Source organism: Pseudomonas sp. HOU2 (genome assembly GCF_040729435.1).
Lineage (GTDB): Bacteria > Pseudomonadota > Gammaproteobacteria > Pseudomonadales > Pseudomonadaceae > Aquipseudomonas.
The window spans coordinates 4,067,142-4,080,130 of record NZ_CP160398.1; the positions used below are offsets into that span (position 1 = coordinate 4,067,142).

12 protein-coding genes are annotated in these 12,989 nt (G+C 62.8%); 8 read left to right on the forward strand and 4 right to left on the reverse strand.

All coding sequences use genetic code 11. The annotated features are described in order from the left end of the window. The first annotated feature begins 192 nt into the window (after nucleotides 1-192). From ABV589_RS18330 to ABV589_RS18340, 3 genes are read left to right on the forward strand one after another with little or no spacing between them, the layout of a single operon-like run. Nucleotides 193-1,530, forward strand: coding sequence for a contractile injection system protein, VgrG/Pvc8 family (locus ABV589_RS18330; protein WP_367082903.1), 1,338 nt, complete (start codon nucleotides 193-195; stop codon nucleotides 1,528-1,530). Further along, nucleotides 1,527-2,321, forward strand: a complete 795-nt coding sequence (locus ABV589_RS18335) for a DUF4123 domain-containing protein (RefSeq protein ID WP_367082905.1) — start codon at nucleotides 1,527-1,529, stop codon at nucleotides 2,319-2,321. The genes ABV589_RS18330 and ABV589_RS18335 overlap by 4 nt, the downstream gene beginning before the upstream one ends. Before the next feature lie 12 nt (nucleotides 2,322-2,333). Continuing rightward, nucleotides 2,334-3,209: an alpha/beta hydrolase gene (locus ABV589_RS18340; RefSeq protein ID WP_367082907.1), complete on the forward strand. Its 876-nt coding sequence runs from the start codon at nucleotides 2,334-2,336 to the stop codon at nucleotides 3,207-3,209. Here the strand turns inward: ABV589_RS18340 and ABV589_RS18345 are convergent. Continuing rightward, on the reverse strand, nucleotides 3,203-4,552 hold the full coding sequence (locus tag ABV589_RS18345; protein ID WP_367082909.1) for an MATE family efflux transporter: 1,350 nt from the start codon (nucleotides 4,550-4,552) through the stop codon (nucleotides 3,203-3,205). The genes ABV589_RS18340 and ABV589_RS18345 overlap by 7 nt on opposite strands. Nucleotides 4,553-4,707: 155 nt before the next feature. Continuing rightward, nucleotides 4,708-5,001 carry a hypothetical protein gene (locus ABV589_RS18350; protein WP_007963021.1) on the reverse strand — a complete coding sequence of 98 codons (294 nt, stop codon included), beginning with the start codon at nucleotides 4,999-5,001 and terminating at the stop codon, nucleotides 4,708-4,710. Nucleotides 5,002-5,240: 239 nt separating this feature from the next. Between ABV589_RS18350 and ABV589_RS18355 the strand changes: the two genes are divergently transcribed. The 5 genes from ABV589_RS18355 to ABV589_RS18375 all read left to right on the forward strand — a co-directional run bounded on the left by ABV589_RS18355 (nucleotide 5,241) and on the right by ABV589_RS18375 (nucleotide 9,764). After that, nucleotides 5,241-5,543: a MazG-like family protein gene (locus tag ABV589_RS18355; protein ID WP_007951009.1), complete on the forward strand. Its 303-nt coding sequence runs from the start codon at nucleotides 5,241-5,243 to the stop codon at nucleotides 5,541-5,543. Next, complete coding sequence (locus tag ABV589_RS18360) at nucleotides 5,543-6,292, forward strand: methyltransferase (protein WP_367082912.1); 750 nt, start codon at nucleotides 5,543-5,545, stop codon at nucleotides 6,290-6,292. Before ABV589_RS18355 ends, ABV589_RS18360 begins: the two co-directional genes overlap by 1 nt. 12 nt (nucleotides 6,293-6,304) lie before the next feature. Then, the gene (locus ABV589_RS18365) at nucleotides 6,305-6,916 is read left to right on the forward strand and encodes a DUF4136 domain-containing protein (RefSeq protein WP_367082914.1); all 612 of its coding nucleotides are present in this window, start codon (nucleotides 6,305-6,307) and stop codon (nucleotides 6,914-6,916) included. 51 nt (nucleotides 6,917-6,967) lie between these two features. Then, entirely contained in the window at nucleotides 6,968-7,525 is a 558-nt protein-coding gene (locus ABV589_RS18370) for a DUF4136 domain-containing protein (protein WP_367082916.1), read from the forward strand. A 250-nt stretch (nucleotides 7,526-7,775) separates the two neighbouring features. Next, nucleotides 7,776-9,764, forward strand: a complete 1,989-nt coding sequence (locus tag ABV589_RS18375; RefSeq protein ID WP_367082918.1) for a pilus assembly protein TadG-related protein — start codon at nucleotides 7,776-7,778, stop codon at nucleotides 9,762-9,764. On the opposite strand, the gene ABV589_RS18380 is transcribed toward ABV589_RS18375, so the two are convergent. Continuing rightward, nucleotides 9,761-12,508: a PAS domain-containing protein gene (locus ABV589_RS18380; RefSeq protein ID WP_367082920.1), complete on the reverse strand. Its 2,748-nt coding sequence runs from the start codon at nucleotides 12,506-12,508 to the stop codon at nucleotides 9,761-9,763. The two genes, ABV589_RS18375 and ABV589_RS18380, sit on opposite strands and share 4 nt — an antisense overlap. After that, a complete protein-coding gene (locus ABV589_RS18385) occupies nucleotides 12,505-12,951 on the reverse strand; it encodes a TadE/TadG family type IV pilus assembly protein (protein WP_007963015.1) in 447 nt (148 codons plus the stop codon). Before ABV589_RS18385 ends, ABV589_RS18380 begins: the two co-directional genes overlap by 4 nt. Nucleotides 12,952-12,989: the final 38 nt, after the last annotated feature.

Consider the following 12,989-nt stretch of genomic DNA (forward strand, 5'->3'; position numbering starts at 1 on the left):
CAGGCTGTGGAAAATTCGGATGACCCGGTGGGACATCTCCCAAATTTCCCGAGAAATGACTGCCTGGCACAGTCCGTAGAGTCATACGGTCTGCTTTTCGCGTAGGTCATTTCCTAAGTTGTACTTCAGCTCTCTACTCGGCCCTGGCTCTCGGCGAGAATCCCCGGCCGCCCCTCCTGTAGAGATCCGCCCATGTTCGAATCAGTCAACGAGCCGTCGTTTCGTCTCGATGTAGCGGGGCTGCCCGACCCCTTCGAGGTGCTGGCCTTTACCGGAAGTGAGGGCATCAGCGAACCCTTTGTCTTTACCATCGATCTGTTGATCGATGATCCGCAATTGAATCTGGCCGGTCTGCTGTATCGCTCGGCGTTCCTGCAGTTCGGCCCCTTGCAAAATGGCTTGAGCGGACAGTTGCAGAGTGTGGTCCAGCATGAGCACGGTGAGGGTTGCCGATTGTGTCGGGTGACCCTGGAGCCGAAGCTGAGTTGTCTGGCACTGCGTTTCAGTCAGCGGATTTTCAGCAGTCAGTGTGTGCCGCAGATCCTCGCGCAGGTGCTCAAGGAGCATGGAATCACTGGCACGCAATGCCGCTTTGATTTGCACGGCGACTACCCGGTGCGGACCTTTTGCACGCAATACCGTGAATCGGACCTGCAATTTGTACAGCGGCTGTGCGCGCAGGCACGGATTCATTACTACTTCGAACATCGTCCCAACGGACACTGTCTGGTCTTCGCCGATGATCCGGTACGGTTGCCGGTTTCTGGTGTGGCCTCTGTGGACGCCGGCGCGAGCGCGCCTTCGGTAAGACGCTGGCAGATAGAGGTGCAGGCCGCGGATGCGCACGTGCAGACCGTCGGCACCCGCAAAGCTTATGGCCACAGCGATCTGCCGAGCTTGCGCAGCGCACAGTGGCTGACGCTGACCGCGCATCCCCTGGCCGAGTGCAACCGCCGCTGGTTGCTGAGCCGGATCGAACATCGTGCCGACGCCGGCAGCGAGCCGTCTTACAGCAACCGCATCGTTGCCAGCGCCCAGGCGCCTCTGCCCATGCCGGCCAGCACTTGTGCCAGACCGCGCATGCACAGCCTGCAACGTGCCTGGGTGGTGACGGTCGACGAACCGCAGCCCGACGATCAGCGGCCGGTGGCCGTGCAATTCGACTGGGTCTATCAGGGCGAAGGCGCTGCCGCCAGCCACTGTTGGCTACCGCTCGCGGCGGCGTTGAGCGACGCGTCGCTGGCATCCTTGCGTGAAGGTGTCGAGGTGGTGGTGAGTTTTCATGAGGGCGACCCGGATCAGCCAGTGATCAGTGGCGTGCTGCAGGAACCGGTGCTGATCGAGGACTGCGCAGAGGCATTGGCACTGCCGGACGTGCTGCCGAGCGCAGGTCTGGCGCAATGGCTCAAGTCCGCCGAACCGCTGTTGCTGTTGTGCCTGATGCCCGGCGGTGGCAGTTACAACCACTGCACGGCGTCGATCTGCAGTTGTCGGCTGGTCGCCTCGCTGGATCAGGGCGCCGCCACTTGAGCGGCGTCGGGTTTGCCCAGCAGGCACAGTGGCTGTTGCTCGATGGCGCCGATACACAGCAGGCGCTGGCGACACTGCGTCAGGGCTTCGCCGGTGTACATTGCACGCGGCTGTTCGAGGGCACCGAGTTTCAGGCGGTGAGCGATCAAGGGCCGCTGTTGGTCGAATTGCACGAGAGCCCGGCACTGGCTGCACTGTGTTATCGCGATCCGCAGACCTGGCGTGGTCTGCTGCTTGCCAGCGATGCCTCGCCACCGATACTGCTGCGTCACCTGCGGCGGATGCTGACGGTTTCGTTCGGGCTCAATCACCGCGCCTTGCTCGGTTACTACAACCAGCAGACAGCGAGTTATTTCTTCGATGCCTGCGATGCCGCCGACTTGAGTCGCTGGCTCGGGCCGATCCGCCTGCTGCGCTGGTTCGGCGGCACCTGGGCCGACCTCGCCATCGGCAGTCAGGGCTGGCAGCAACTGCGCAATCCGCAGTGGGCGGTCGAGCCGCTGGGGATCGACGAAAGCCTTACCCATCGTCAGCGCGAACGTTTGCAAAGTTGCCTGCTGGAACAACACATCTGGCGCTGGTGCCAATCAATGGGAACCGACTACGCGCGCATGGCCTCCCATGTGCAGGAGGGGCTGAGCCTGGGGTTCAGCGACCGCACGGTGCTGGATGGCTGGCTGTGGCTACGCTTGCAGCATCCGCGGGCGCAACTGCCCGGCGTGCCGGACGGCCTGAGCCAGCAGGAACGCCTCGATCATGTGCGACAACACTGGCAGACAGATCAACCCTGAGGTGCGGCATCCATGGCAAACCCTCTGTGGCAACGGTTCGGCGCGATGCTTGGCGGGTTCCTGATGCTGGTGCTGACCGGGTGCTCCCCGGTCAAGGTGCTCAATGCACTGACCCCCGCCGACACGTTCCACAGAACCGTCGGAATAACCTATGGCGATGATCCGCGACAGAAGCTCGACGTCTACGTGCCACGCCATTCGCTGGAGGGCGCGCCGGTGGTGGTGTTCTTCTACGGCGGCAGCTGGAACAGCGGTGATCGCGGCGATTACGCGTTTGTCGGCGAGGCGCTGGCGTCGCGGGGGATTATCGCGGTGCTGGCGGATTATCGGCTGTACCCGCAAGTGCGCTATCCGTTGTTTCTTGAAGACTCGGCGCGGGCGGTGGCCTGGACCCGGGCGCATATCCGCGAATACTCCGGCAACCCGCAACGGTTGTACCTGATGGGCCACAGTTCCGGCGCTTACAACGCGGCGATGCTGGCGCTGGATCCTGGCCTGCTGGGTGCGGTGGGCATGTCGCCAAAAGACCTCAGCGGCTGGATCGGCCTGGCCGGGCCGTATGATTTTCTGCCGATCGAGAATCCGCAGGTGCGTCCGGTGTTCTTCTGGCCCGACTCACCACCGCAATCGCAGCCGATCAACCATGTCAGGCAAGGCGAGCCTCCGGCGCTGCTGATCGCCGCGACCAGGGACAATCTGGTCAACCCGACGCGCAACACCGCAGGCCTGGCGCGCAAACTGCGCGAGGCCGGTGTGCCGGTGCAGGATCTGTACTACTCGCGCCCCAATCATGTGACGCTGGTGGCGAGTCTGTCGCGGCCACTTCGACGGCTGGCGCCGGTGCTCGATCAGGTCGTCGGGTTCGTCAAACACACACCGGCTCAGTGAGCGGCACCGCTGAACCAGCCGTCGTCGCGCCGCAGCCACAGGGCCAGTGCGCCGAGGGTCAGGCTGCGCAAGATCATGAACAGCAGGAACGTTATCCACAGCCCATGATTGCCCAGCCCTTGCAATGCCCAGGCGAACGGCAGCAGCAGGGCGACGGTCAGCAGCATGCCGTTGCGCATCTCCCGGGCGCGGGTGGCGCCGATGAACAGGCCATCGAGCAAGTAGCTCCACACCGCAATCAGCGGCAGTACCGCCAGATACGGCAGATAGATGAACGCGGTGTCGCGCACGCTCTGGATGTCGGTCTGCATCTCAATAAACAAATGCCCGCCTAACAGAAACAGCGCGGCAAAACCGAGGCTGGCCAGCAACGACCAGCCGCCGGCCACCACCAGCGAACGGCGCAGCGCGAGCCGGTCGCGGGCGCCGATGGCGTGTCCGCACAACGCTTCAACCGCATGTGCCAGACCGTCCAGTGCATGCGCGGTCAACAGCAAGCCGTTGAGCAGCAGGGCGTTGGCTGCCACCGTGGCATCGCCCAATCGCGCACCTTGCACGGTGATCAGGAAAAACACCGATTGCAGCGCCAGGCTGCGGATGAAAATATCGCGGTTGACCGCCAGCAACGGGCGCCAGCTCCGCCACAGCTTCAACGCTCCCCAGACGATGTGCCCGGGATAGGCGCGCAACGCGCCACGGGTCAGCCACAGGCCGAGCAGGGCGCCGCTCCACTCGGCGATCACCGAGGCCCGGGCCGAGCCGACCACGCCCCATTCCAGGCCAATCACGAACCACAGGTTCAGAGCGATGTTGATCAGGTTGGTGCTCAGCAGAATCGCCAGCGGCGCCCGGGCGTTCTGGGTGCCGAGAAACCAGCCGACCAGGGCGTAACTGGCCAACGCTGCCGGCAGCCCGAATAACCGGGTGTGGAAGAATTCGCGGGTCAGTTGATCGAGCTCGGCTGAGGGCTGCATGAAGTGCAGGGCCACGCCGCTCAACGGCACGCCGAGGGTGCCGAGCACGATCGCCAGTCCCAGCGCCAGCAGCAAACCCTGCAACAGAATCTGCCGCAACGCCGCGCCATCGCTGCGCCCGGCGGCCTGCGCGGCAAACCCGGTGGTGCCCATGCGCAGAAAGCCCATGGCCCAGGCGAGAAAGGTATAGAGGCTGGCGCCGACCGCCACCGCGCCCAATTGATGGGCGTGGGGCAGGTGACCGATGACGGTGCTGTCGACCAGCGCCACCAGCGGCACGGAAATATTCGAAAGAATCATCGGCGCGGCGAGCGCCCAGACCTTGCGGTGAGTCGGACGGTCGCGCCAGTCGGCAATCAGGTTGGACATGCGGGCTCCTTTGGGGAGCGGGGATTGTAGCGATTCATGCGGCCTGCGATGCAACCGATGTGGGAGCGAGCCTGCTCGCGACAGCGGTGTGACATTCAGAACAGTTTTGACTGGTCTGACGCCTTCGCGAGCAGGCTCGCCCCCACAAGGGGGGGCTAATGGATGATCCAGCTCAACAACCACAACCCCAACAGCAGCCAGATGATCCCGGCAATGATCGACGCATTCATGAACGCGCGAATCGCCGACCACAACAGCATCAAACCGACGATCAGCGCGAGGATGCTGATGATCGAGGTGTCCATGCCCAGCGTCTTCGCCAGGCCATCGACAAAGTTGCCACCAGCGTTGCTGAGAATGTTGAACAGGCCGCTGAGCCCATCGACGATGAAACGGATGATCGAACCGAGTGCCTGGCCGAGCCATTCGAAAAAGCTTTCTACCTGCATGTGTTCATCCTGATGAAAGAGCTGAGCCTTGGGCCACAACGCAGGTGGCCGAGTTCCCTGTCAGGAGTATGGCCCAATGCTGCGCCGAACGGAAAATCTGTAGGAGCTGCCGCAGGCTGCGATCTTTTGCTGTTGATTTTCAAGGGCAAGATCAAAAGATCGCAGCCTGCGGCAGCTCCAACATGGGCCTTGCCTTCAACGCGCAACCCCCCGAAGCTATACGCCTTCAGGAGAACCCGATGAACCTTGTTGAACTGACCGAACGCCTGCACGCCATTCGCGACCGCAATGACTGGCGGCAATTTCACAGCCCGAAAAACCTCGCCATGGCCGCCAGCGTGGAAATGTCCGAGCTGGTGGAGATCTTCCAATGGCTGACTGAAGACCAGTCGCGCCAGTTGCCGGCGGACAAACTGGCGCATGCCGGGCAGGAAGTCGGCGACATCGTCCTGTACCTGTTGCTGCTGTGCAGCGAGTTGGGGCTGGACATGAATGAAGTGGTGCGCAGCAAGCTCGCCGACAGCGAACGGCGGTTCAGCTGATGAGCGACCGGCATTTCGATCAGTTGGCGACCCGGTTCGCCGAAAAAATCTACGGCGGCGCCAAAGGTGCGATTCGCCTTGCGGTGCTGCAGGCCGACCTAGCCGAAGCGCTGCCGGATCGGCCATTGCGCGTTCTGGACATTGGCGGTGGTCTGGGCCACATGTCGCTGTGGCTGGCCGAACGCGGCCATGAAGTGACCTTCACCGAACCGGCCGAACCGATGCTCGAAGGTGCCCGCCAGCGCTTCGCCGAAGCCGGGCAGAGCGCGACGTTCATTCAGGCGCCGTGGCAGGAGCTGCTCGGTCAGCTCACTGAACCGTACGATCTGGTGATCTGCCACGCCGTGCTCGAGTGGCTGGCCGAACCCCATGCGATCCTGCCGGTGTTGCATCAGTTGACCAAACCCGGTGGCTGGCTGTCGCTGGCGTTCTACAACCGTGATGCACTGATCTATCGCAACCTGCTCAAAGGCCATTTCAAGAAAATGCGCAAGAACAGCATGGCCGGTGAAAAGCAGAGCCTGACCCCGCAGCAACCGCTCGATCCGCGGGAATTGGCAACGCAACTCGCAGGCTTGTGGCAGGTCGAAACCCAGAGCGGGATCCGGGTTTTCCACGACTACATGCCGGTGGAATTTCAGGCCCGCGCCGAACTGGCGGATTTGCTGGAGATGGAGCTCGCTCACCGTCGCCACCCAAGCTTCGCCGGGCTTGGGCGTTACTTGCACTGGATCTGCCGGCCGATCTGATCGGAGCACCCCATGAAAGCTCAATCCGGTTTATTGCTGATCTGCCTGGGACTGGCCGCCTGCCAGGGCAGCAACCCCTACGTCGCGCAGTCGCGGCCGTTGCCGCCGGCGCCGCCGCAAGCGGCCAATACGTTTGATCGCAGCGCCTACCCGGCGCCGCCACGCGATTACGGGCGCTATCGCAGCTGGGCCTGGTTCAACGGCCAATTGCCGCCGGGCACGGCCTGGGCCGATTCGGCGCAAGTGGCCGAAGCGGTGAGCAATGCGCTGGATCAGCGTGGGCTGCGCCCGTTGCACGACAATCGTCCGGCCGATTTGCTGGTCAGCGCCAATCTGCGTCTGGAGACCCGTTTGCGTCAGGTGCAGGACGACTACGGCTACTACGGCGGATACGGTGGCTATGATCGTTATGGTCGCGGTTACGGCATGTACAACACCGTGCCGATTGTTCGTACCTATCAGGAGCAGGTCGTGGTGGTGCAGGTCAATCTGTTCGACGCCGGCACCGGGCAACCGGTGTGGAGCGCCAGTGCCGAAACCGCCAATCAGGGTAGCCAACTGGTGCGCACCGACGCCATTCGCGAGGCTCTGGAAAAAGCCCTATCGGCCTATCCGCCGAGCTAGACTTCATGTGAGAACGCTTCGCAGGTTCAGGCCTTCAACCGGAGAACAACCATGTTCCGTCGTCTTGCTTTACTGGCCATGGCCGCGCTGCTCAGTGCCTGCGCTGCCAACCAGGTCAACCATGATTTCGACGCCAGCCGCGACTTCGCCGCCTATCGCAGCTGGAGCTGGAAAGAACCCGCGCTGCAATACCGCCCGGATGATCCACGGATCAAGAGCGACCTGACCGAGCAACGCATCCGCCAGGCCGTCAGCGATCAACTTGACCAGCGTGGTTTGCGTCCCGCCGCCGCCGGGGCCAAGGGCGACCTTAGCGTGCAGACCTATCTGATCGTCGAGGATCGCCAGCAGCAAGTGACCACCAACTACGGCGGCGGCTGGGGTGGCCCGTGGAACGGTTACTGGGGCGCGCCGATGTACAACGAAACCCGCAACATCACCTACAAGGTGGCAACGATCCAGATCGACCTGCTTGATGGCAAGGACGGCAAACTGGTGTGGCGCGGCAGCGATGAGCAGATGCTCAGCAGCACGCCCAATCCCGAAGATCGCAGCAATGCGGTGCGCGAAACCGTCAGCCGGATATTGGCCAACTATCCACCACGCTAGTCCGCTGTAAAAAAAGGGAGCCCAAGAGGCTCCCATTTTTTGCCCACCACAAATCCCCCTGTGGGAGCGAGCTTGCTCGCGAAGACGGCGTGCCAGCCACATCCATGTTAAATGGCACAGCGCATTCGCGAGCAAACGAGGTCTGCAGGGTTTTGTGCGGCATCAAATGGCGCGTTGCCACTAGCGCCGTCTACACTCAAATCCACCATCGGAGGTAGCGCTCGGCAACGCGCCGGCAAAGGAGTGCGCCATGTCGCCTCGTACGCAGTTCAACGGTCCGGCCCGGCAACGCGGGGCGATCGGGTTGATGGCGGCTGCCACCCTCAGTCTGGCGCTGGTGTTGATGCTGTTGGTGGTCGACACCGGTCGGCTGTACATGGAGCAGCGCAAGTTGCAGCGGGTGGTCGACAGCGCGGCGCTGGAAGCGGTCAGTCGCGGCGGCAATTGTCAGTCCGGCCTGAGCGCGGCCACGTATGCCGGGCAAAGCGCGGTGCGCAATGGCTACATCGTCGATAGCAACAACACCCTCGCGACGACCTGCGGCAGCGTGCAGACCGCCGCTAGCGGCCTGCGTGCGTTTACCGTCGATGCAACCCAGTCGAGCGCGATCAAGGTGGTCGCCAGCCGCACGGTCATCACCAGTTTTGCCGGCGGCGTGCAGGCCTTGTTCAGCGGCTCGGCGGTCAGCCTCAACACCACGCTCAACGCCTCGGCCGTCGCCGCGCAACCGATACCAACGGTGGCGCAACTGAACATCCGCAGTACGCTGGCGAACATCAACACTGCCCAGTCGAATATTCTCAATCCGCTGTTCTCCGGGCTGCTTGGCGGCAACGTCAACCTCACGGCACTGGGTTGGGATGGCCTGCTCAATACCGACATCAACCTGCTCAGCTACCTCAATCAACTGGCGATCAACCTCAACGTCGCCGCCGGCAACTACACGCAACTGCTCAACACTCAGGCCACGGTCACCCAGCTGATTCAGGCGGCGGCCACGGTGGTCCAGCTCAATGGTGCGACCGCTACGGTGATCACTGCGCTGGGTCAGTTGCAGGTTGCGGCGATCAATGCTGCGCCGGTCAAACTCGGTGACATCCTGCAGTTGCAGACCGGTACCACGGCGGCCGGGCTGGATGCCAACCTGCAGTTGCTGCAACTGATTCAGGGCGTGGTGCAACTGGCCAACAGCAAAAGCGCGGTGGCCGCGACCTTGCCGATCAGCGTGCTGGGGCTGGCGAATGTCACGGTGCGGGTCAAGGTGATCGAGCCACCGCAGTTCTCGGCGATTGGCGACCCGGCGCGGGCCAAGGCCAATCCGTTGGGGGCGGACCGGATTTATGTGCGCACGGCACAGATTCGCACGATGCTTTCGGTGGATCTGCCGGTATTGAGCGGGGTGGCCGGGCTGACCAATGCGGTGCTGGGGCTGGTGGGTGGGCTGACCTCGACACTCAATGCGGTGCTCGGTCTGAATCTGGTGGCAGTGCTGAACTCGGTGGTATGTCTTGGCTGCCAGCAACTGGATCCACTGCTTTTGCCGTCGCCGAGAATCGATATCAGCCTGGATGCCGGTGGTGCCAAAAGTTATGTTACCGATTACAGCTGCCCGACCGGATCCACCGGTACCAAGAGCCTGACCGCACATACCGTTACCTCTATTGCCGACCTCAAACTCGGCAAGATCGATCCCACTAATGCGTTCTCATCCTCAGCCGAGCCGACGGTCACGCCATTGCCGCTGATCGACCTGGGCATCGCGACGTGTTACAGGGTCGCCGGGCTCGGCAGTTGCGACCCCAATTCGCATATTCAATACGGTGCCGGCGGCATCGCAATCATGCTGGATACCCCCGTCGCGCAAAACTCGCAGGACTTGCTGTTTTCCAGCGGTACGCCATTCGCGACACCCGCCAACCTGAAACTGCCGCCAAGCGTGCAATCAGCTGCGCCGACCTCCAATATCGTCGGCAGCCTGAGCAACACGTTGGCGGGGATCAATTTGATCGTATACAGACCGCAAGGCAGTAATCCACTGGGCGCAATCGTGACTGGCGTCGCCTCATTGATCAGTGACGTCACCAATCATCTGCTGCCTGTGGTGACCAACCTGGTCAGCCCGTTGCTCGATCCATTGCTCAACAATCTGCTTAAAAGCCTGGGCATCAACCTGATGGACGTCGACGTCGGCGCCAACATGACCTGTGGCCAGACCGGCAAGGCCTATCTGGTGATCTAGGCGTCCGGGGCAATCGGCAACTCGATGCAGAAACGTGCGCCTTCCAGCGAGTTGCGCACGCTCAAATGCCCGCCCATGTTTTCGATGATGCCGTAGCTCACCGACAGCCCCAGCCCGGTGCCGACGCCCACCGGTTTAGTGGTGAAGAACGGTTCGAAAATCCGTTCCAGCAAGCGCGGATCGATGCCGCCGCCGTTGTCCTCGACCCACAGCCGTACCTTGTGCTCGTCGCGCTCGGCATAAATCGAAATCCAGGGTTTGAACGACGAGTCTTTCTCGCGTTTGCCGAGCAGCGCATCGCGGGCGTTGACCATCAAATTGATCAGCACCTGTTCCAGTTGATCGACATAACCGCGTACCTGCACGCTGAACGCGGTTTCGCTAATGCGCAGATCGACACCTTTGCCGCGCATGCCTTCGGCGAGCAACGACAGCGTGCCTTCGATAGCCGAGGCCGGGTTGAACAGTTGCTGTTCGATCTCCGAGCGGCGGCCAAACACGCGCATGTGATCGACCACTTTTGCCGCGCGCTGCACCTGGGCATCGATGCGGTTGAGCTTGTCGGTGAGGTAATCGATCTGCACATCGCCGTTGCCCAGACGCTTGAGCACGTTGACGATGGCCATGCGCATCACGTTCAGCGGCTGGTTGATTTCATGAGCCAGACCGGTGGCCATTTCGCCGAGGGTGGCCATTTTCGCGCTTTGCGTGAGTTGCTGCTGCGAGCGCCGTACCTCGGTGTTGTCGCGGCCCACGGCCTGCACTTCAATCAAGCGTCCGTGTTCATCGAACACCCCGCGGTCGGACCACACCCACCACGCATGCTCGCGCCCAGGTAATTGCAGGCTGATTTCGGCGGTGCTCACCGGCAGCTCCGGGGTCAGCAGTGTCAGACGCTGGAGGAAGGCGGCGCGTTGTTCGTCGGACATCCAGCTGCCCAGATCGACCCCCGGCAATTGCTCCGGGGTGCATTCCAGATAAGTCGCCAGCGGCCGGTTGCCGAAGGTCAGGGTCAGGTCCGGGCGGTAACGGCAGATCATCGCCGGCGAGTCTTCCACCAGAATCCGGTAACGCTCTTCACTGTGTCTGACCTGTTCGGTGGCGAGGGTCGCTTCGGTGACGTCCAGCCAAAGACCGACGGCTTCGACCGGCAGGCCAAGGTCGTTGCGCAGCAGCCTGGCTTCGTCGAGCAGCCAGTGGTACTCACCGTGCGCGTCGCGCAAGCGATAACGCGCGCGCACCGAGCCTTCGCGCAACAGCTGGCGGGTGCGAGCGAAATACAGTTCGCGGTCCTCGGGGTGAATCAGTGGCACCCAGTCGGCGGCGCAGCCCTCGGCCGGCGTCCAGCCCAGCAGCGGCTGCAGGCTGGCGCTGAAAAAGTCAGGAAGCAGCGCACCCTCGACGTAGCGCTGCACATAAATCACTGCCGGCGAACTGGCGATCAGATTATCCAGCCGCGCATGGGCGGCTTCGGCGCGCTGCTGCTGGTTGCGCATGTCGCTGATGTTTAGCATGAACCCCACCAGCCGCCGCTGTTCACCGCTGCCGGCGACCTGGCCCTGCACGCGGTACCACAGCGGTGTCTGTGCGGGGCTGGAATGGTGCAGACGAACGTTAAGGGTCAGCGCTTCGCCATGCAGTTGCAGGGCGTGCAGGCGGCTGCGCAGTTCTTCGCGATCGGCCGGATGAATCAGTGCCAGCCAGTCTTGCACGGGCATGCGCGCACTGTCCGCAGGCAACACGTCGAGCAGCGACGGGGACAGCAACATCTCGTTGCCGAGCATCTCCCACCAACCGGTGCCGAGCAGGGTCTGCAGCGATTCGAGGCGTTCGCTGTATTGATGATGCTGCTGTTCTCGCAGGCGGCTGAGCAACGGGCCGGCGAGGGCGCTGGTCAGGGCCATCCAGTCGCGGTCGTTCAGGTGCGGGGCGGCAATGTCCACGGCATAGAAGCCGCAGAGCAGCCACGCGACCACCCCACGATCATCGCTGTAGGGCACGGCGAACCCGTCGGCGTTGCCGAACGTGGCCTCCACCCGCGCGTGTTCGTACCAACCATGATGGGCGCCAAGGCGTTGCGGCGCGCTGCCGTTGAGGCTGTCGAGCGGCGTGCCCAGACGCTGGCCGTCCTGCCACAGCAGCGGCGCATCGTGGGCGCGATATTGCTCGTAGATCCGCCAGCCCTGCTCCTGTTCGTCGAGCAGGGCGAGAGCCAGACACGGGATATGCCAGCGCTGGGCGATGGCCTGCAGTTGCTCGCTGAGCACCAGCGGCAAACGCGTCAGGCTGCAGACGCGCAGGTGTTCGCTGATCTGCCCGGCAAGTGCCTGGCAGGCTTCGCGGTGGCGCGACTGCTGGCGCTCCAGCAGCAGGTCGCCGATGTCCATCAGTTGCAGCATCCAGCCCTCGGCCGAAGGCTGCACCCAACCGCGCAGGTGCAGGGTCTGATCGCTGAGACCGGGGAAATCCAGGTCGAGCATTTGCCCCTGCCAGTCTTGCGGGCGGCCTTCAATCGCCAACGTACTGTGCGCGAGTAAATAAGCCGACAACGGCAGCGGCGAGTCGTGAGGCGGCTGTTGCGCCAACAGATGACGCAACGGCCCGGCCATCTGCAATACGCCGCCGTCGTGGTCCAGTTGCAGGTGCAGGCCCAGCGGCGGTGCGCCGAGATGATCGGGCAGTTCGTTGGCCGGCGGTGGCGCGCGCTTGAGCAGGCGTCCGAACAGATTGTCGCCGGCGGTCAAAATTTCAGGCTCGACGCGGCGGAGAGGGTGGCGGGCAGACTCGGCACTGCACCCACGCCCGGCAGCACCAGAAACGGAATGACCTGATTGAGCTTGCTGGTGGGGTAATCGACCCTGACCGTCAGCGTACCTTGAGTGGCGTCATACACCGCCGAGGTGTCGACGCCGACCACCAGGTTCAGCGCTGATGGCACCCACTGCAACTGCTGGGTCAGCGCGGTATTGGCAGTGCTCACCACCACGGAGGCGTAACCGGGAGTGTTGGGGTCGACTGCGACGCTGCGGCGCACCGCTTCGGACGTCGCCTCGTTGAAAGTCTGCATCAATACAAACGGCAGGCTGTAGCTGACCAGCGCGTAGAACACGGCGAAAAAAATCACGAATACCAAGGCGAATTCGATCGCCACTGCGCCTGCCTGTGATTTTGCGAAGCCGGTTTTCATGACTGCGTCTACCCTGACGTTCACTGCGTAGTATCAGC

Bases quoted from the DNA above. Each gene is read 5' to 3' on its own strand.
- ABV589_RS18330 (WP_367082903.1), top strand. From the start codon at position 193: ATGTTCGAATCAGTCAACGAGCCGTCGTTTCGTCTCGATGTAGCGGGG.
- ABV589_RS18340 (WP_367082907.1), top strand. From the start codon at position 2,334: ATGGCAAACCCTCTGTGGCAACGGTTCGGCGCGATGCTTGGCGGGTTC.
- ABV589_RS18345 (WP_367082909.1), bottom strand. From the start codon at position 4,552: ATGTCCAACCTGATTGCCGACTGGCGCGACCGTCCGACTCACCGCAAG.
- ABV589_RS18350 (WP_007963021.1), bottom strand. From the start codon at position 5,001: ATGCAGGTAGAAAGCTTTTTCGAATGGCTCGGCCAGGCACTCGGTTCG.
- ABV589_RS18355 (WP_007951009.1), top strand. From the start codon at position 5,241: ATGAACCTTGTTGAACTGACCGAACGCCTGCACGCCATTCGCGACCGC.
- ABV589_RS18360 (WP_367082912.1), top strand. From the start codon at position 5,543: ATGAGCGACCGGCATTTCGATCAGTTGGCGACCCGGTTCGCCGAAAAA.
- ABV589_RS18365 (WP_367082914.1), top strand. From the start codon at position 6,305: ATGAAAGCTCAATCCGGTTTATTGCTGATCTGCCTGGGACTGGCCGCC.
- ABV589_RS18370 (WP_367082916.1), top strand. From the start codon at position 6,968: ATGTTCCGTCGTCTTGCTTTACTGGCCATGGCCGCGCTGCTCAGTGCC.
- ABV589_RS18375 (WP_367082918.1), top strand. From the start codon at position 7,776: ATGTCGCCTCGTACGCAGTTCAACGGTCCGGCCCGGCAACGCGGGGCG.
- ABV589_RS18385 (WP_007963015.1), bottom strand. From the start codon at position 12,951: ATGAAAACCGGCTTCGCAAAATCACAGGCAGGCGCAGTGGCGATCGAA.